Source organism: Rathayibacter sp. AY1F8 (genome assembly GCF_002932165.1).
Taxonomy (GTDB): Bacteria; Actinomycetota; Actinomycetes; order Actinomycetales; family Microbacteriaceae; genus Rathayibacter.
Genome location: NZ_PSVB01000022.1, coordinates 1 through 17,787 on the forward strand (window position 1 = coordinate 1; position 17,787 = coordinate 17,787).

A 17,787-nucleotide genomic window follows, 5' to 3' on the forward strand; every position below is an offset into this window, starting at 1 on the left:
CCCGAACCGCACCGCCCCGCCTCACGCACCCCCGCACGCCCTCAGCCTCACGCGAACCGCCCCGCCACCTCCGCCAGGCACTCCCGGAACACCCGCACGGCCGGCGACGCCAGCTGCGCCTCGCGCTGGGCGGTGAAGATCGTGCGGCGGGGCGTGCCGGGCAGCTCGAGGAGGCGGCAGTCCGGGGCCTCGCCCGCCCAGACCAGGTCGGGCATCAGGGCGACGGCGTGGCCGGAGGCGGCGAGGCGGATCTGCGCCTGCAGGTCGGCGGTCTCGAAGCGGACGTCCGGCTCGAAGCCCGCGACCCGGCAGGTCTGCTCGGCGAAGTGGCGGCTCGCGGTGCCGCGCGGCTCCATCACCCAGGCGGAGTCGCGGGCCGAGGCGAGGTCGACGACGGCGGAGTCGCGGCTCACGGCGAGGCGGATCGCGTCGGTCGTCAGGTCGCTGCGCACCAGTCCGGGCAACCAGGAGGTCGAGTGGCCGGGGTACTGCTCGGCGACGACGAGGTCGAACTCCCGCGCCCACGACGTCTCGTGCAGCGCACCCTCCGGCTCGCGCTGCACCATCTCGATCCGCACCTCCGGGAAGCGGTCGGCGACGGCCCGGAGCGCGCCCGGCATGAGCGCGAGCGCGGCCGACTGGAACACCGCGACGCGCACCCGCCCGGTCACCGACTCCCCCGAGGCCGCGAGCGCCGCCTCCGCCCGCTCGAGCAGGGCCATCACCTCGCCGGCCGCCTCGACCAGGATCTCGGCCTGGGGTGTGAGCTGCACGCGCCGGCCCGCCTTCCGCAGCAGCTCGACGCCGGCCTCGCGCTCGAGCACGGCGAGCTGCTGCGAGACGGCGGAGGGACTGTAGGCGAGGGCCTCGGCCGCGGCGGCGAGAGTGCCGCGGATGGCCACCTCGCGGAGCAGTACCAGGCGGCGGACATCGAGCACGGCGTCTCTCCGATCGTTCAGCTGAGCTGACCGGTACCGGTAAGGAACGGTCGCTTCTGCTCAACGGTAGTCGGTCGAATACTGAAGGCACCCGCCTCAGAGCAGAAGGACCGCACCATGACGGATCTCGCCAGCCCCGCTCTCGCCACCGGCCCCGCCGCCGACGGCCCGTCCGCCGATTCGATCGATCCCCGCCTGGTCGACGAGAGCGTCGCCCTGGTGCGGCGCTGGCTGCGCGAGGCGTCCGCGATCCCGATCGACGCCTCCGGGGCGCAGCTGGCGGGCGTGCTGAAGGACCCGGCCGGCCTGGACTTCACGGTCGGCTTCGTCGACGGCGTCGTCCGACCCGAGGACACCCGCGTCGCGGCGGCGGCGCTGAAGGCGATCGCGGGCGGCGTGCCGTCCTTCCTCCCGGCTCCGATGCGCAGCGCGGTCGCCCTCGGCGGCGTCATGGCGCCGCTCCTCCCGGACGTCGTGGTGCCGATCGCGCGCCGGGTGCTGCGCCGGATGGTCGGCCACCTGATCATCGACGCGACCGACTCCCGCCTGGGCCCGGCCATCGCCGCGATCCGCCGCGACGGCGTCCGGCTCAACATGAACCTGCTCGGCGAGGCCGTCCTCGGCCGCGAGGAGGCCCACCGCCGCCTGGAGGGGACGCACCGGCTCCTCGCCCGCGACGACGTCGACTACGTCTCGATCAAGGTCTCCTCGAGCACCGCCCCGCACAACCCGTGGGCCTTCGACGCCGCGGTCGACGACATCGTCGAGGAGCTGGCGCCGCTGTTCGCCCGAGCCGCCGCCTCCTCGCCGCAGAAGTTCATCAACCTCGACATGGAGGAGTACAAGGACCTCGACCTCACCATCGCGGTCTTCACCCGCATCCTCGACCGGCCGGAGTTCCTCGGCCTCGAGGCCGGCATCGTGCTGCAGGCCTACCTGCCGGACGCGCTCTCGGCGATGATCCGCCTGCAGGAGTGGAGCGCCGCCCGCCGGGCCCGCGGCGGCGCTGGCATCAAGGTGCGCCTGGTCAAGGGCGCGAACCTGCCGATGGAGCAGGTCGAGGCCTCGGTCCACGGCTGGCCGCTGGCGACCTGGAGCAGCAAGCAGGACTCCGACACGAACTACAAGCGCGTCGTCGACTACGCGCTGCACCCGGAGCGGATCCGCAACGTGCGGGTCGGCGTCGCCGGGCACAACCTCTTCGACGTCGCGTACTCGTGGCTTCTCGCCGGCACCCGCGGCGTCCGCGAGGGGATCGAGTACGAGATGCTCCTCGGCATGGCCCAGGGCCAGGCGGAGGCGGTGCGCCGCACGGTCGGCTCGCTCCTGCTCTACACGCCGGTCGTCGCGCCGGCCGAGTTCGACGTGGCGATCGCGTACCTGATCCGCCGGCTGGAGGAGGGCGCGTCGAGCCAGAACTTCATGTCGGCCGTCTTCGAGCTCGAGGCCGACCCGGCGCTCTTCGCGCGGGAGGAGGAGCGGTTCCGCGCCTCCGTCGCCGCCCTCGACGGGGCCGTCCCCCCGGCGCACCGCGTGCCCGACCGGTTCGCCGCGAGCGGCCGTCCGGGACCGGGCGACTTCCGCAGCACCCCCGACACCGACCCGTCCGTCGCCGCGAACCGCGAGTGGGCGCAGGCGATCCTCGCGCGCGTCCCCTCCTCCCGGGCCGGCGCCGACGCGATCGAGGCCGCCACGATCGGCACCCTCGACGAGCTGGAGTCGGTGCTCTCCGGCGCCCGCGGCAGCGGCTGGAGCGACGTCCCGGCCGAGGAGCGCGCCCGCATCCTGCACCGCGCGGGCGACGAGCTGGAGGCGCGCCGCGCCGAGCTGCTCGAGGTCATGGCGGCCGAGGGCGGCAAGACCCTCGACCAGGGCGACCCCGAGGTCTCGGAGGCCGTGGACTTCGCCCACTACTACGCCGAGCGCGCCCTCGAGCTCGACGCGGTCGACGGCGCCCGCTTCCACCCGGCCGCGCTGACCCTGGTCGCTCCGCCGTGGAACTTCCCGGTCGCGATCCCGGCCGGCGGCGTCCTCGCGGCGCTCGCGGCCGGCTCCGCCGTGGTGCTCAAGCCCGCCGGTCCGACCGCGCGCTGCGGCGCCGTGGTGGCCGAGGCGCTGTGGGCGGCGGGCGTGCCCCGCGAGGCCCTGCGCCTGCTCCGCCTGCCGGAGGAGGAGCTGGGGCGCGACCTGATCGCCTCCCCGCAGGTCGACCGCGTGATCCTCACCGGCGCCTACGAGACGGCGGAGCTGTTCCGCTCCTTCCGGAACGACCTCCCGCTACTCGCCGAGACGAGCGGCAAGAACGCGATCGTGGTCACCCCCTCGGCCGACCTCGACCTGGCGGTGAAGGACGTCGTGGCGAGCGCCTTCGGGCACGCGGGCCAGAAGTGCTCCGCAGCCTCGCTCGTGGTGCTGGTCGGCTCCGTCGCGCGCTCGAAGCGGTTCCGTGCGCAGCTGCTCGACGCGGTCTCCTCCCTCACGGTCGGCTACCCGACCGACCCCGCGACGCGGATGGGGCCGGTGATCGAACCCGCCGGCGGCAAGCTGCTGCGCGGCCTGACCCGGCTCGGCGCCGGTGAGACCTGGCTGCTGCAGCCGCGGAGCCTCGACGACTCCGGACGCCTGTGGAGCCCCGGCGTCCGCGACGGCGTGCGCCGCGGCTCCGAGTTCCACCGCACCGAGTACTTCGGGCCGATCCTCGGGATCATGACGGCGGCGACCCTCGACGAGGCGATCGCGATCGTCAACGAGGTCGACTACGGGCTCACCTCGGGCCTGCACGCGCTCGACCCGGAGGAGATCGGCACCTGGCTCGACGGGATCGAGGCGGGCAACCTCTACGTGAACCGCGGGATCACCGGGGCGATCGTGCAGCGCCAGCCGTTCGGCGGCTGGAAGAAGTCGGCGGTCGGCCCGGGCACCAAGGCGGGCGGGCCGGACTACCTGCTCGGCCTGGGCTCGTGGACCGCGGCGTCGTCGGAGGCGACCGCTCCGGTCGTCGGACCGGCCGCCCGCCTGCTCGCCGCGTCGCGCGCGGAGCTCCCGGCGGAGGAGCACGCCGCGGTGGAGCGGACGGCGCGCAGCTGCGCGGCGGCGTGGACCGCGGGTGCTCCTCGCGACGTGACGGGGCTGGAGGCGGAGCGCAACGTCTTCCGCCGCCTGCCCTACGACTCCGCCGTGCTGGTGCGCCTGGCCGCCGGGGGGCCGCTGGGCTCGCTCGTGCGGGTGGCCGTCGCGGCGGCGACCGCGCAGGCACGGGTGGTCGTCTCGAGCGCCGTGGCACTGCCTCCGCAGCTCGCCGCCGGTCTCGACGAGGCGGCCGGCGCCGTCGTGGTCGAGGACGACGCGGCGTGGGAGGCGCGGGTGCGCGCGCACGGCGCCGGACGGGTGCGTCTGCTGGGCGCGTCCGCCGCGACGGTGACGGCCGTGACGGGCGGGCGCCCCGACCTCGCGGTCTACGCGGGCGCGGCGACCGAGGCGGGCCGGCTGGAGCTGCTGCCGTTCCTCCGCGAGCAGGCCGTGTCGATCACGGCCCACCGCTTCGGCACGCCGGACCATCTCACGGACGGGCTGCTCTGACCGGCGCGATCCGACCGGCGTGATCCGACCGCCCGCCGCGGGATCCCGCTCCGGTGAACCCGCTCCGGCGTGTCGACTACCGGAGCGGCGTCTCGCGGAGAGGGCGACGGAGGAACGACCGGGCGGAGAGGGGTCAGCCGCAGGCCGCACGTCAGTCCGCGTCAGCTCCGCGGCGGGTCCGCAGGGGTGGAGCGCGCGTCGTTGCTGGCGCGCGGGCCCTCCGGGAGGAGCGCGGCGCGTCCCACGCCCGATCGACGGCGGCGGCCGGGGTCAGCAGGATGTGCGCATGACCCGCCAGGAGAACGTCCGGCGCACCGCCGCGCCCGCCCGCGCGCCACGCACGCGCCCGACCGTCGGCTCCGCCTTCGACCCGCGGTCGAACAGCATCAACGCCCTGCGGCTCGGGCTGGCGGTCCTCGTCATCGTGTCGCACTCCTTCCCCCTCGGCGGCTACGGCGACGACCCCGGGCTCGGCGGCTCCACCCTCGGCGCCTGGGCGGTCGGCGGGTTCTTCGCCACCTCCGGCTTCCTGATCACCGCGAGCCGGCTGCGCTCGCGATCGCTGGTCGACTTCCTCTGGCGGCGCTTCCTCCGCATCTATCCCGCCTTCCTCGTCTCGCTCCTGGTCGTGGCCTTCGTCGCCGCACCGCTCGCGTCGCTCCTCCTCGGAGCCGGCGAGTACAGCGCGGCCGGGGCGGTGCGCTTCGTGGTCGCCAATGCGGCCCTCTACATCCGGGAGTACGGCATCGCGGGGATGCTCGGCTCCGTCCCCTACCCGGGCGCGTGGAACGGCTCGCTCTGGAGCCTGTTCTACGAGTTCGTCAGCTACGTCGTGATCGGCCTGCTCGTCTCCCTGGCGCCCGCGCGCTGGGTGCGCCCCCTCGTGGTCGCGGGATTCGCGGGCCTCACCCTCGTCGCGGCGGTGCTCGCGACGGACCTCGTCCCGTTCCCGGCACCCCTCAACCAGACGGTGACGCTCGTCGGGTACTTCCTCGCCGGCGCGCTCGTGCACCTGTACCGCGACCGCCTCCCCCTGACGGGCGCACTCACCGCCGTCGCGGCCGTGCTGCTCGTCCTCGTGATCGCGACCGGCCTCTACCGCGTGCTCGCCGGCCTCCCCCTCGCCTATCTGATGGTCGCGCTCGGCGCCCGGCTCCCCCTGCGTCGAGTGGGCGCGACCCACGACGTCTCCTACGGGATGTACATCTACGCGTTCCCCGTGCAGCAGCTGCTCTCGCTGGCGATCGTCGGAGCCGGAGCCGACGTGCCGCTCTGGGCCTACATCGCGCTCTCGGTCGCAGCGACGGTCCCCCTCGCGTGGGCGAGCTGGCTGCTGGTCGAGCGCCCCGCGATGCGGCTGAAGCGCCTCACCGCCCGGGCTCCCGTCGACGTCGAGGGCCACGTCCTGCGCTGAGAGCCCGGAGCCGCGAGCCCGGAGCCGCGAGCCCGGAGCCGAGAGCCCGCGGCCGAGAGCCGAGCCGAGAGCACGGAGCCGCGAGCCCGGAGCCGTCCTCGCACATCCGCCCGCCCGCAGCCGTCCACGCCCGGTCGCGCCCCCGGAGCCGCCCGCCCGCAGCCCCCGCCGGCGCCCGCGAGCCCCGCGCAGCCGCCCGCCTTGGACGCGCCGCGTCAGCCGTCCCAGCCGCCGGGGAGGTCGCGGACCACCCGCCAGCGCGGGTCGAGCTGCGTCGCTGCCCCTCCGTTCCACGCGCGGCTGTGGAACCACGGCGCGATCACGTCGGCGCCGCCGTGCACGTGGTCGCCGAGATGCGCGCCCCAGTACGAGAAGGTCGAGTTCGTCAGCACCAGGCGGCGGGACGCGGCCAGCAGGGCGAGCTGCTGCGGCACCGGCGTCCCCGCCCCCGGGAAGCGCACCTCGACGCCCTCGAGGACGCGGGCCAGCTTCACCCGGCACCAGTCGAGGTCGTCCGACACGATCAGGACGCTGCGCACGGGCTCCCGCTCGCGGGCCAGGGCGAGCGCCGCGTCGACGTACTCGACCACGTCGAAGGAGTAGCGGCCGCGGAAGGCCGGGACGCTGTAGTAGTCACCGCGCCGGATGTTCAGGGTGAGGTCCGCCTCCGGTCGCGCCGCCGCCACCAGAGCGGTGAAGGGGCCGCCGGGCGGGAGCAGCATCGTCGCGACGAAGTCCGCCAGCTCGTCCGCTGTGAACTCCACGCCGAGCTCCTGGTGGACGCTCCCGAGCTCGCGGGGGCTGAAGAACGACATCTCCGCCGGGGGCACCACGAGCTCCTCGAGGACCCGCGGGAAGACCTCCGCCCACTCCGCGGTCCTCCGCGTCGCGCGCACCGCGGTCGGCACCCTGCGGCTCCGGCGGGCGTGGGCCTGCAGCCAGAAGTAGGCGAGGTTCCCGACCCCGAACGACTCGCCGGGCAGCAGCACCGTCGTGCCCCGTCGGCGGAGGGGCGCCAGCAGCGCCGAGCGGACGTCGCCGCGCGTCACCACCGGGGGCCTCCCCCGCTCACGAGAGCTCTCCGAGCGCCACGAGCTGGGCGAAGCCGGGGTGCGCGGCCCGCACCTCCTCGAAGGTGCCGGCCCCCTCGATCCGGCCGCCGTCGAGGAAGAGCAGCCGGTCGGCGCCGCGCACGGTCGAGAGCCGGTGGGCGACCACGAGGACGGTCATGCTGCCGTGCAGCTCGGCGACGGCCCGCGAGATCTCGTGCTCCGTGCGGTTGTCGAGCGCCGACGTCGCCTCGTCGAGGACGAGGACGGAGGGGCGCCGGTACAGCGCCCGGGCGAGGCCGAGCCGCTGGCGCTGGCCACCGGAGAGGCGGACGCCGCGCTCGCCCACGCGGGTGTCCAGACCCTGCGGCAGCCCGCTGACGAACTCCTCGAGCTGCGCCGTCCGCAGCACCTCGCGCACGCGCTCGTGGTCGACCTCGGCCGCCGGCACCCCGAAGGCGACGTTCGCGGCGACGGTCGCGTCCAGGAGGAACACGTCCTGCGGCACCACGCCGAGCCCCGCGTACCAGGCCGCCGGGTCCTCGTCGATCGGCCGCCCGCCGCAGAGGATCCGGCCGCTCGTGGGCGGGAGCAGGCCGAGGACCAGGTCGAGGAGGGTGCTCTTGCCGGCGCCGCTGGATCCGACGAAGGCGGTCGTGGCGTTCCGCTGGATCACCAGGGAGACGTCCCGCACCACGTCCACGTCGGAGTCGGCGTAGCGGTACGTGACGTGCTCGAGCGCGATGTCGCCGGAGTAGCGGCCGCCCGGCCCGGGCCTCTCGTCGTGCGCCCCCTCGGAGGCGAGCTCCTCGGCCGCCTCGGAGACGATCCGCAGGCCCGCCTGGCCGCTGCGCACGATCGCGAAGGTGGCCGAGACGCGGTTGAGGGTCGGCAGGGCGCGGAGGGAGGCGGCCGCGAAGACGCCCAGGACGGAGAGCGCCTCGGCGCCGGAGCCGGTGGCGACCAGGATCCCCGAGACGCCCACGACGGCGACGACGAAGCCGATCTCGAGCAGGTACTTCGGCAGCTCCGAGACGAGCGAGAGGGAGCGCAGAGCCTGGGCGCTGCGGCGCTTGGCCCCGCTGAAGCCGGCGACCAGGCTCGCCGCGCTCGAGGTGAGGCGCGCCTCGCGGAACCCGTCGAGCGAGGGGAGCAGGAACTGCCACGACTCCAGCGCCGCCTCCGCCATCTCCTCGCCGATCCGGCCCTGCCGCCGCCGCAGGAGGGCCTGGACGCCGCCGAGCAGCACCGCGAAGAAGACGGCCGCGAACAGGGTCGCGACCGGCGAGGCGACCAGCAGGATCGCCACGATCGCGACGAGCACCAGCAGATCGGAGGCGATGCCGATCACGCCGAGCAGCACGCCGGCCGCCTGCGCGCTGGCGTCGTTGATGGTCCGGTACACCTCGGCGAGGCGCCGGGAGCGGTGGACGGCGTAGGGCGCGAGGACGTACCGCCGCAGCAGCTCCGTCGCAGCGTCGGCCGAGATCCGCGTGGTGCGGCCGAGCAGCCACCACCGGAAGACGATCGTCCCGGCGCTCTTGAGCACGAAGACGACCGCGACGAAGCCGGCGATGATCGGGAGGAGGGTCTGGACGTCCGTCGAGCCGAGGACGCCGGAGAGGACGCCGAGCGCGCCCGTGGTGGTGTCGGTCCCGGTGAGCAGCGCCATGAGCGGCACCATCGCGGCGACGCCCAGGGTGTCGAGGACCGCGAGCGCGAGGGAGCCCGCGACGGCGGCGGTGATCCAGCCCGGAGAGGCGGCGCCGGCCAGCGAGAGGAGGGTGCGCAGCCCCGGTCGCAGGGACCCGCCGCTCACGCCGCCACCCCCTCGTACACGGCGGCGATCCCGCCGCACATGGCGGCGACGTCCCGCACGGCGCGAGGAGCCGCGGCCCTCGACGCCTGCCGCTCCAGCGCCGCGGCCACCGCCTCCGGGTCGTCGGCGTCGACCAGCGAGTCCCGCTCGACGATCTCGGGGTTCCCGCCCACCGCGGAGGCGACCACGCCGATCCCGCGGGCGGCCGCGTCGAGCAGCGTGTAGGAGCAGTTCTCCCAGACCGAGAGCTGGGCGACGACGTCCGCCGCGGCGAGCGCCGCCTCCGGATCGGCGAAGCCGGGGAACGACACGGCGTCGCCGAGGCCGAGCCGCTCGGCCCGGGCGCGCAGGGTGCCGTCGAGCGGCCCCTCGCCGGCGACGGTCAGCGTGGCGCCGGGGACGCGCCGGCGCAGCACCGCGAAGGCCTCGAGCAGCGCGTCGAGGCGCTTCTCCGGCGCCAGGCGCGCGAGCGAGAGGACCCGGAGCGACCCGGGCTCCCCCGGCTCGCGGTCGCGGGGCGCGGCGTCGACTCCGTTGAGCACGACCTGCACCGGCAGGCTCGGCCGCCACTTCTCGATCATGGTGCGGCGGGTGGCCTCCGAGACGGCGATCGCGCCGTCGAAGGACCGCAGCCGCGCGTGGTGCGCCGCCGCGGTCGTCCGCGCCCGCAGGGCGGTGCGGTGGTAGACGTCGGGCCCGGCGATGCCGTGCTCCGTCGTGACGCGGCGGACCCCGCGGGGCAGCGGGGTCGCCGCGGCCACGAGGTCGGCGTGGGCGAGGTGGGAGTGGACGATCGCCGGGCGGAGAGCCGCCGCGGTCGCGCGCAGGGTCGCCACGGAGGCGGCGGCACCGGCGGACACTCCGAAGCGCCCGGTCGTCACGGCCGAGCCCTGCTCCCGCAGCCGCTCGGCGAGCGCTCCCTCCGGGCAGAGCACGACGAGCCGGTGGCCGGGGATCCCGTGCCGGGCGGCGTCGAGGACGTGGCGGGCCACCCCGCCGAACTCGCCGACCGGCACCGCCCAGAGCGCGAGCGGGGTCACAGCCACTCCTCCAGCCGCTCGAGCGCGGTCCAGAAGCCCTCGCCGCTGTTGACGTGCCCCTGCCAGATCTCGGGGATGAACGGCACCCCGGGCGCCAGCTCGTCGAGCGACGCCGCGAAGTCCGGCCAGTCGATCTCGCCCTCGCCGATCTGCACCCCCTCGCCGTCGACACCCGTCGCGTCGACGAGGTGCAGGTGCGCGCTGAGCGGAGCGAGCAGCGCTACCGCCTCCGAGAAGGCGAGCCCGAGGTGGTTCGCCGCGAGCTTGGTGTGCGAGGCGTCGAGGCAGAGCGGCGTGCCGGTCGCGGCCGCGAACTCCGCGGTGTCGCGCGGGTCCACGAAGAGGTTGTGGAACTGCTGCCCGCCCATGAGCCACGGGTAGGGCGGGAGGGTCTGCGCCAGCACGCGGACGCCGCTCGCGTCGATCCGCTCGAGGGCGTCGGCGACGCGCTCGTAGAGGGGAGCGCGCTGATCCGGAGCCACGTGCGCGTGCCGGGTGAACCCGCCCATCGTGACGACCATCATCGGGTCCTCCTCCTGGCGGAACCAGCGCGCGAGGCTCCGGGTGGTCTCGACGGTGCGCTGCACCTCCGCGATCGAGCGCTCCCACACGTCGTCGTCGAAGGAGGCGAGGTCGACGAGGAAGTCGCCCGCGAACAGGTCCGGCAGGTGGGTGGTGAAGCCGGAGTCGAGGCGGCGGGTGAACACGTCGTCCGGCTCGATCTCCAGGTCGCGGTACGAGAAGTGGAACTCGAGGAAGTCGGCGTTCGACTCCGCGGCGAGCACCGCGTGGTCGTGGTACCGCACCGGCAGGCCCCAGGGGCGGCGGAACCGGAACGGCCGGCCGGACGGCGTGCTCTCGCGCAGGTCGCCGGCGAAGAAGAACCCGCCCTCCTCGACGTCGCGGTGGAGCGCGCGGCCGAGCAGCTGCGGCAGCTCGTTGGGCTGGAGGCCCCGGCCGGGGCTGCGGACGACGACGTCGGCGGCGCGCACCACGTCCCCGATCGAGAGGTCGCGGGAGGCGACCAGCGACTTCGCGAGCGAGACGCGGTTCATCGACTCCCCCGTCGAGACCGATCGGGCGTCGCGCGTGCCGAGCGAGTCCTCGATGTCGCGGATCTCGCCGACCATGCGGCGGAACTCGTCCGGGAGCAGGGACACCGTGTGGTCGTTGCCCTCCATCCCCCGGTCGACCGTGAAGTGCTTCTCGACGATGCGGGCCCCGCGGGCGACGGCGGCGACGGGGACGTGCCAGCCCCGCTCGTGGCCGGAGTAGCCGACGACGCCGCCGCCGATCTCGGCGAGCCGGTCGAGGTAGGCGAGGTTGAGGTCGCGGTAGGGCGCCGGGTACGTCGACTGGGTGTGCAGCAGGGCGAAGGAGGTGCCGAGCGAGCGCAGCAGCGCGACCGACTCGAGGATCTCGGACTCGCGGGACATCCCGGTGCTGAGCAGCAGGGGCAGGCCCCGGGTGCCGGCGTCCTCGATCAGGCCGTGGTTGGTGAGGTCCGCCGAGGCGATCTTGAGGCCCGGGATCCCGTAGTCGACGAGCGCCTGCACGCTCGGGGCGTCCCACGGGGTGCAGAGGATGTCGATCCCGGCCTCGGCCGCGTGGTCGAAGACCCGGAGGAGCGGCTCGGCGGGCAGCGAGAAGCGGCGCAGGAGGTCGATCGTGTACTGGGCGCCGAGGTCCTCCCCCGCGGTGGCCCCGCCGGCGCGCCGGTAGAGGGAGTCGAGGTCGCGCAGCTGGAACTTCACCGCGTCGGCGCCCGCCTCGACCGCGAGGTCGACCAGCCGCCGCGCCAGATCGACCGATCCGTTGTGGTTGTTGCCGATCTCCGCGATCAGGAAGGCCGGGTGGCCGTCGCCCACCTCGTGGCGGCCGATCCGCAGCGCCCGGTCGCCCTCGACCGCGATCGCGACGAGGTGCCCGCGGTCGTCGACGAGCGGGAGGTGGCTGATCCCGTCGCGGCCGAGCCGGGCGGCGATCGCGGTGGCCGGCTCGTCCGCTCCCGCCGTGCGGACGGCGGTGTTCGCGACGGCGAGGGCCGGGACGTCGAGGGAGGCCGTCGGGTTCGCGATGATCCAGCGGCGGAAGTCCCCGTCGGACACCGACCCGCGGAGGATCCCGTGCCCGTCGACGCAGAAGACGATCCGCTGCTTGTTCGCGTTGATCTTGGCCAGCGCGGTGAGCACCGGGTCCTCGGCGAAGACGATGAACGGGGCGAGGTGCCGGTCGATGATCATGCGCCGCCTCCCGCCGACAGGCTGAGGAAGGTCTGCTCGACCACCGCGAGGTCCGCCTCGGTGTCGATGTCCCCGCCCTCCGCCTCGTCCATGACGAACAGGCCGACCCGGCCGCCGATCCGGTTGCGCTCGCGCTCGTAGACCTCGGTGCGGGTGAGGTAGAGGGACCCGGTCTCGCGGTAGAAGAAGTCGGCCTCGGCGAGGTCCTGGCGCCGCGGCCGGGCCGTGACGTCGTACTGCGGCACGGCGGCCCCCTCCTGCAGCCGCCAGAGGAACGGCGTCTGCGGGACGACGCCCACCAGCGAGTCGACCCCCGTCGAGGCGAACTGCTCGAGCGCGCGGGCGAGGGTGCCCGGGAGCCGGATCGGCGAGGTCGCCTGGAGCAGCATCACCGCGTCCGGGCGGCGACCCAGCGCGGCCCGGTGCTCGATCGCGTGGAGCACGACGGGCTCGGTCGCCGTCTCGTCGCGCGCCAGCTCGGCGGGCCGGAGGAACGGCACGTCCGCTCCCGCCCCCTCCGCGATCGCGGCCAGCTCGGGGTCGTCGGTCGACACGAGCACGTCGAGTCCGGCAGCGAGCGCCTGCTCGATGCTCCAGACCACCAGCGGGCGGCCCGCGACGGGGCGGGCGTTCTTGCGCGGGACGCCCTTCGAGCCCCCGCGCACGGGGATGACGCAGAGAACGGTCACGGGGTGCCTCCTTCGGCGATGGCGAGTGCCCGGCGGGCGACGGCGACGGCCGGCTCGACGGACGGGACGGGCGGAGCCGCGGTCGGCGTCTGCCCGCCCCAGCGCGCGAGCCGGTACCGGCTCCAGAACTCGAGCACCCAGGCGGGCGGGTCCTCGCAGACGACCCACGCGGGGATCCCGGCGGCCGCGGCCTCGAGGACCCCGGTCGAGAAGATCGAGGCGACCGGCCGGGCCTGCGCGGCGAGGTCGCCGCCGCGGAGCACCGGGATGCCGCGGCGCTCCCACCGCGCGTGCTGCCAGCGCGAGCGGCGGTCGACCTCGGCGGGGTGGGGGCGGTAGTCGGCGCCCGCCTCGCGGCAGAAGCGGGAGGCGGTGGCCGCGGCCGTCCGCCGGGGCAGCTCCGCGCCGTGCAGCTGCCCGAGGAACAGGGGCCGCTCCTCGAGCCGCTCGGGGCGCGGGCGGCGCGACGCGGTCCAGAGCAGCTGGCTGCCGACGACCTCGGTCTCCACGTCGCTGCGGCCGGAGGTCCAGAAGGCCGCGTCCTCCTCCGAGAACGCCAGCAGCGTCGCTCCGGGCGGGAGCGGCGGGGCGGAGGGGGTGAGCAGGCCGTGCTGCACGACCAGGAAGCGGGCGCCGAGGATTCCGGACCAGCGGTGGGCGGCCGCTCCCGCCGCGAGGAAGTGGCCGGTGGCGATCACGGCGCGGAGGCCCCGCAGCTCGGCGGGCGGGTCCGCCTCCGGGTCGACCGGGTGCGCCCTCCAGCGGCCCGGCAGCAGCCCGGACAGCGCGTCGCCGGCTCCGGAGGGAGCGAGGACCGCCGCGGGAGCCCCGCCGAGAGGAGCGAGCGAGGCCGCGGTCGAGGCGAGGGCGCTCGCCGTCGACGCCTCCACCGCGAGCAGGACCGCAGGCCGGTCGCCGCGCACGTGCAGCACCAGGCGGGTCGGCTCGGAGCGCCGCAGCGCCGCCCGGGCGGTGCGCAGCGGGTCGCGGCCGCGCTGCCAGCGGCGCCAGGCCTCCAGGTCGGTCGGGTGCGTCAGCGCCACAGTGCCCTCACCTCCCGCATCCGGTGCACGAAGGTGTGCTCGGCGCCGGTGCGTCGCGCGCCCGCCTCGCGGATGCGCCGCGCCCAGGAGGGGTCCGCGCCCGCCCGCCGCACGTGCTCGACGAGCTGGTCCCGCTCCTCGAAGACGAGCACCTCGCTGCCCACCTCGTAGAACTCCGCCACCTCGGGGCGGTCGATCAGGGTCAGCGCCCCGACGCCCGGCGCCTCGAAGGCGCGCATCGAGAGCCCGCCGTGGCCCGCGCCGTGCAGCGCCAGGGTCGCGGTCGAGCCGGCCATCACTCCGTAGTAGCCCGCCCGCGGGACGTCGCGGCGGGCGGGGACGCCGGCCGAGCGCCAGCGGCCGGTGCGCGCCACGTCCCAGGGATGGCGCGACCACTGCCGCCCGTACGCCTCGACCGCGACCCCGCCGGCCGCGAGCTCCCGCAGCACGCGCTCGCGCTCGGGGTAGCGGGCGCCGACGAAGGTCACCGCGGAGGAGGGGCGGGGGCGGAAGGAGAGGAGGGAGTCGAAGGCGTCGGGCAGGTGCCCGGCCGGAACCCCCGCGCGGACGAGCTCGGCGACGTCGGCGACGGAGTAGCTGACGATCGACACCGCCTCCCCGGCGAGGGAGCGCAGACGGTCGACGGGGTGCCCCATGTTGCGGAGCTCGTCGTAGAGCCAGAGCACCACGGGGACGCCGGCGCGGCCGATCTCCTCCCACCAGGCGTCGCCGAGGGAGTCGCCCTTCACCACGAGGACGGCCCGGGGCCGGACGGCCCGCAGCGCCGCGATCGCGCGGTCGGTCTCGGCGCGCATCGACGAGCGCCGGAGCCGGCCCCCGGGGAGCCGGTGGCCGAGTGCGTCGCGCACGTGGCCCAGCCCGGTCGCGGCGTCGTAGCGGTGGACGACCACGTCGTCGCCCAGGTGGGCCAGCGCCGATTCGAGCGCCTCCCAGTAGCCGTGGAAGACCGGGCTCACCACGAGCACGGGCCCGCTCACCGGGACGCCGCCTCGGCGGCGGCGACGAGCCGGAGCTCGCGCCGGAGGACGGCCAGCGGGCGCACGTCGCTGCCGGCGGCGGCACGCACCGCGTTGGCGGCGAGGTTCACGGCGGAGGCGGCGCGCAGGGCCGCGGCGAGGGCGGCGGGGCGCCCGCCCCACTTGCGGGCGTAGCGCAGGCGCGAGGCGACCAGCCAGATCAGCCGGCGCGCGGGGTCGGAGGAGCCGCCTCCCGTGTGCTCGGCGACGACGGAGCCGGCGAAGACCGAGGGCACGCCGCGCTCGCGCAGCCGGCGCTGGAGGTCGACCTCCTCGCAGTTCATGTGGAAGGACTCGTCGAACCCGCCGACCGCGCGGAACTCGGCCACCGGCAGCAGCATCACGGCGCCCACCACCCAGTCCACCGGCACCGTCGTGCCCGGGGCGCACCGGGTGTCGTGGCCGACGGCGGCGTGCAGCCGCGGGCGCCAGCGCGCGAGCGGAGTGAGCCACTCCACGACGTAGTGGCGCAGCCGCGGGAAGCGCCGGCCGACCCACTGCCGCTCCCCGCCCGCGTCGACGAGGTCCGGAGCGACGACCGCGGGCAGCCACGGCCGTCCCGCCTCGAGCAGGTCGCGGAGGAAGGAGGGTCCGACGACGAGGTCGCTGTTGAGCACCAGGAGCAGCGGGTGGCGCGCCCGGGCGGCGCCCGTGTTCACCGCGGCGCCGAAGCCGCCGTTCCGCTCGCGCCGCACGACCTCCACTCCGTCGATCCCGGCCGGGAACGGGACCGGGGAGGCGTCGTCGACGACGACGATCTCGAGGGCGGGGGGCGACTCCTGGCTGCGGAGCCGCTCGACGAGGGCGAGCGCGGGCGCGGGGTCGCCGTAGTGCGGGATCACGACGCTCACCCCCTCGGCGGTCACCTCGCGACCGTCTCGGCGGCGCGGTCCCGGCGGAGCGAGCGGCGGGTGCTCCGGACGGTGGCGGCCGGGGGCTCCGCGCCGACGGGCAGAGCACCGAGAGCGGGGAGGATCACCCGGAGCAGGGCGTCGATGTCCTCGACGGCCGCCGCGGCGACGTCCGGTCCGCGCCCGAACGGGTCGGCGAAGTCGTCCTCGGCGCCGTAGGGGGCGGTGTCGTCGGCGAGCAGCCGCAGGAGCGGGACGCCGGGGGCGGCTCCCGCCAGCCGCGCCGCCCGGCGGACCGTGGTCGTGCGGCGCGCGGCGGCCGGGAAGTGGCGGGTGACCCACTCCCGCTGGCCCGCCTCGAACACCAGCACGGGATCGGTGCCGGCGAGCATCCGGCCGTCGGCCTGGCGCGCGCGGTGCCCGGCCGTGGAGAGTCCGCGGGCCCGCAGCGCATCGCTGAGCTCGGGGTCGAGCCCGCGGCCGGCCTCCGCGTGCGTTCCCGCGCTCTCGACCCGCCAGTCGGAGCCGGCGCCGAGCAGGCGCGCCGCGATCAGCTCGGCCGAGGGCGACCGGGCCACGTTCGCATGGCAGAGCAGGAGCAGGCGCCCGCTCATCGAGCCGCCCGGCGGGACGTCTGCGGAGGCAGGGCCCGCGACTCCACCGGGGCGAGCTCGGACCGGCGCGGTGCCGCCGCCGCGCGCTTGCGCCCCGTCGCCGGCTGCGGCTCGGCGTAGTACGCGTTCTTGCGGTCGTAGTAGTAGTACCCGGTGTCGCCGTCACGGGCGGTGACCATGTTGAGCACGGTGCCGAGCACGCGGGCGCGGACCTGCTGGACGATCCGCCGGGCGGCGACCACCTCGGGCCGGTGCGTCTGGTTCGAGGCGACGACGAAGACGACGCCGTCGACGACGGTCGCGACGATGGAGGCGTCGGTGACGGGCAGCACGGGCGGCGCGTCGATGATGACGAAGTAGTCCTTCGAGAGGCGCGCGACCAGGGCGCGCATCGCCTCGGAGCCGAGCATCTCGGACGGGTTCGGCGGGATGTGCCCGGCCGGGAGGGCGTAGAGGCCCGCGGTGCCGGTGGGGCGGATCGCGTCGTCCACAGGGATCTGGTGGCTGAGGACCTCGCTGAGGCCGATGGCGCCGTCGATGTCCAGCATCCGCGCCACGGAGGGCCGGCGGAGGTCCGCGTCGACCAGGAGGGTGCGCTGCCCGGACTCCGCGGTGACGCGGGCCAGTCCGGCGGCGATCGTGGACTTGCCCTCGGCCTGGTTGGCGCTGGTGATCACGACGCTGCGCGTCTCCTCGTCGACGCTGGAGAAGCGCAGGCCCGTCCGGAGCGAGCGGAACGCCTCCGCGGTGAGCGCGTCGGTGCCGCGGCGGCCGCCGGTCCGGCCCGGGCGTCCGGCCTTGGGGATGCGCCCGAGGACGCCGACGCCGAAGAGCTCGGTGAGGTCGTCGACGGTCCGCACGCGGATGTCGAGGGCCCGGCGGAGGAAGGCGAGACCGAAGCCGAGCACCAGGCCGCCCAGGGCGCCGAGCAGGATGTTCCGCACCCAGTCGGGGCTCGTCGGGGCGGCGGGCGGCTCCGCGTTCTCGAGCGGGACGACGGTGATCTGCGGTGTGCGGTCGGCGGTGGACTGCGTCTCGATGTCGGTGATGACGGCCGCCAGCGCCGCGAGCGCCCCGTTGGCCAGGGCTGCGGCGTTCTGCGCGGTCCCGGCCGCGGCGGTGACCTCGATCAGGGTGCTGCCCGGAGCGACCCTCGCGGTGAGGCGGCCGCTCAGGGCCTCTCCGCCGGGGTTCGCCTCCGGGTCGGCCTCGATCCGCTCGGAGACGGCGCTGCTCGAGATCAGCGGCAGGTAGGCGTTCGCCCGGGTCACCGCGGTCTGCGACCCGCTGATCGCATCGGCCGAGCTGCCGTCGCTCGCGGCGATCACGAATCCGGCCGAGCTCGACTCGTAGACCTTCGGAGTGAGGAACGAGAAGGCGGCCATCGCCAGAGCTCCGACGAGCACGGCGCCCACGAGGGTCCGCCAGTTCCGCCGGATGAATGCGATGAGATCGACGACAGTCACTGCGC

Annotated in this window: 13 protein-coding genes; 2 read left to right on the plus strand and 11 right to left on the minus strand. The window is 75.6% G+C overall.

Annotation, left to right across the window (positions count from 1 at the left end):
* Positions 1–47: 47 nt before the first annotated feature.
* Positions 48–938, minus strand: coding sequence for a LysR family transcriptional regulator (locus C5C35_RS13810; protein WP_104261769.1), 891 nt, complete (start codon positions 936–938; stop codon positions 48–50).
* A 117-nt stretch (positions 939–1,055) separates the two neighbouring features.
* On the opposite strand from C5C35_RS13810, the gene C5C35_RS13815 reads away from it, so the two are divergent.
* Positions 1,056–4,517, plus strand: a complete 3,462-nt coding sequence (locus C5C35_RS13815) for a bifunctional proline dehydrogenase/L-glutamate gamma-semialdehyde dehydrogenase (RefSeq protein WP_104263334.1) — start codon at positions 1,056–1,058, stop codon at positions 4,515–4,517.
* Between the two features lie 286 nt (positions 4,518–4,803).
* The gene (locus tag C5C35_RS13820) at positions 4,804–5,931 is read left to right on the plus strand and encodes an acyltransferase (protein ID WP_104263335.1); all 1,128 of its coding nucleotides are present in this window, start codon (positions 4,804–4,806) and stop codon (positions 5,929–5,931) included.
* Between the two features lie 215 nt (positions 5,932–6,146).
* On the opposite strand, the gene C5C35_RS13825 is transcribed toward C5C35_RS13820, so the two are convergent.
* From C5C35_RS13825 to C5C35_RS13870, 10 genes are read right to left on the minus strand one after another with little or no spacing between them, the layout of a single operon-like run.
* Positions 6,147–6,983 (minus strand): alpha-1,2-fucosyltransferase, encoded by an 837-nt coding sequence (locus tag C5C35_RS13825; RefSeq protein ID WP_104263336.1) that lies wholly within the window; start codon positions 6,981–6,983, stop codon positions 6,147–6,149.
* A 16-nt stretch (positions 6,984–6,999) separates the two neighbouring features.
* A complete protein-coding gene (locus C5C35_RS13830; protein WP_104227195.1) occupies positions 7,000–8,799 on the minus strand; it encodes an ABC transporter ATP-binding protein in 1,800 nt (599 codons plus the stop codon).
* Positions 8,796–9,839: a glycosyltransferase family 4 protein gene (locus tag C5C35_RS13835; protein ID WP_104261319.1), complete on the minus strand. Its 1,044-nt coding sequence runs from the start codon at positions 9,837–9,839 to the stop codon at positions 8,796–8,798. Before C5C35_RS13835 ends, C5C35_RS13830 begins: the two co-directional genes overlap by 4 nt.
* On the minus strand, positions 9,836–12,082 hold the full coding sequence (locus C5C35_RS13840; protein ID WP_104263337.1) for an N-acetylneuraminate synthase family protein: 2,247 nt from the start codon (positions 12,080–12,082) through the stop codon (positions 9,836–9,838). Before C5C35_RS13840 ends, C5C35_RS13835 begins: the two co-directional genes overlap by 4 nt.
* Entirely contained in the window at positions 12,079–12,771 is a 693-nt protein-coding gene (locus C5C35_RS13845) for a cytidylyltransferase domain-containing protein (protein ID WP_104263338.1), read from the minus strand. Before C5C35_RS13845 ends, C5C35_RS13840 begins: the two co-directional genes overlap by 4 nt.
* A complete protein-coding gene (locus C5C35_RS13850) occupies positions 12,768–13,814 on the minus strand; it encodes a hypothetical protein (protein ID WP_104263339.1) in 1,047 nt (348 codons plus the stop codon). Before C5C35_RS13850 ends, C5C35_RS13845 begins: the two co-directional genes overlap by 4 nt.
* On the minus strand, positions 13,805–14,812 hold the full coding sequence (locus C5C35_RS13855; RefSeq protein ID WP_104263340.1) for a glycosyltransferase: 1,008 nt from the start codon (positions 14,810–14,812) through the stop codon (positions 13,805–13,807). Before C5C35_RS13855 ends, C5C35_RS13850 begins: the two co-directional genes overlap by 10 nt.
* On the minus strand, positions 14,809–15,717 hold the full coding sequence (locus C5C35_RS13860; protein ID WP_104263341.1) for a glycosyltransferase family 2 protein: 909 nt from the start codon (positions 15,715–15,717) through the stop codon (positions 14,809–14,811). The genes C5C35_RS13855 and C5C35_RS13860 overlap by 4 nt, the downstream gene beginning before the upstream one ends.
* On the minus strand, positions 15,714–16,316 hold the full coding sequence (locus tag C5C35_RS13865) for a hypothetical protein (protein WP_104227202.1): 603 nt from the start codon (positions 16,314–16,316) through the stop codon (positions 15,714–15,716). The genes C5C35_RS13860 and C5C35_RS13865 overlap by 4 nt, the downstream gene beginning before the upstream one ends.
* Positions 16,313–17,782, minus strand: coding sequence for a polysaccharide biosynthesis tyrosine autokinase (locus C5C35_RS13870; RefSeq protein ID WP_104247947.1), 1,470 nt, complete (start codon positions 17,780–17,782; stop codon positions 16,313–16,315). Before C5C35_RS13870 ends, C5C35_RS13865 begins: the two co-directional genes overlap by 4 nt.
* Between the last annotated feature and the right edge of the window lie 5 nt (positions 17,783–17,787).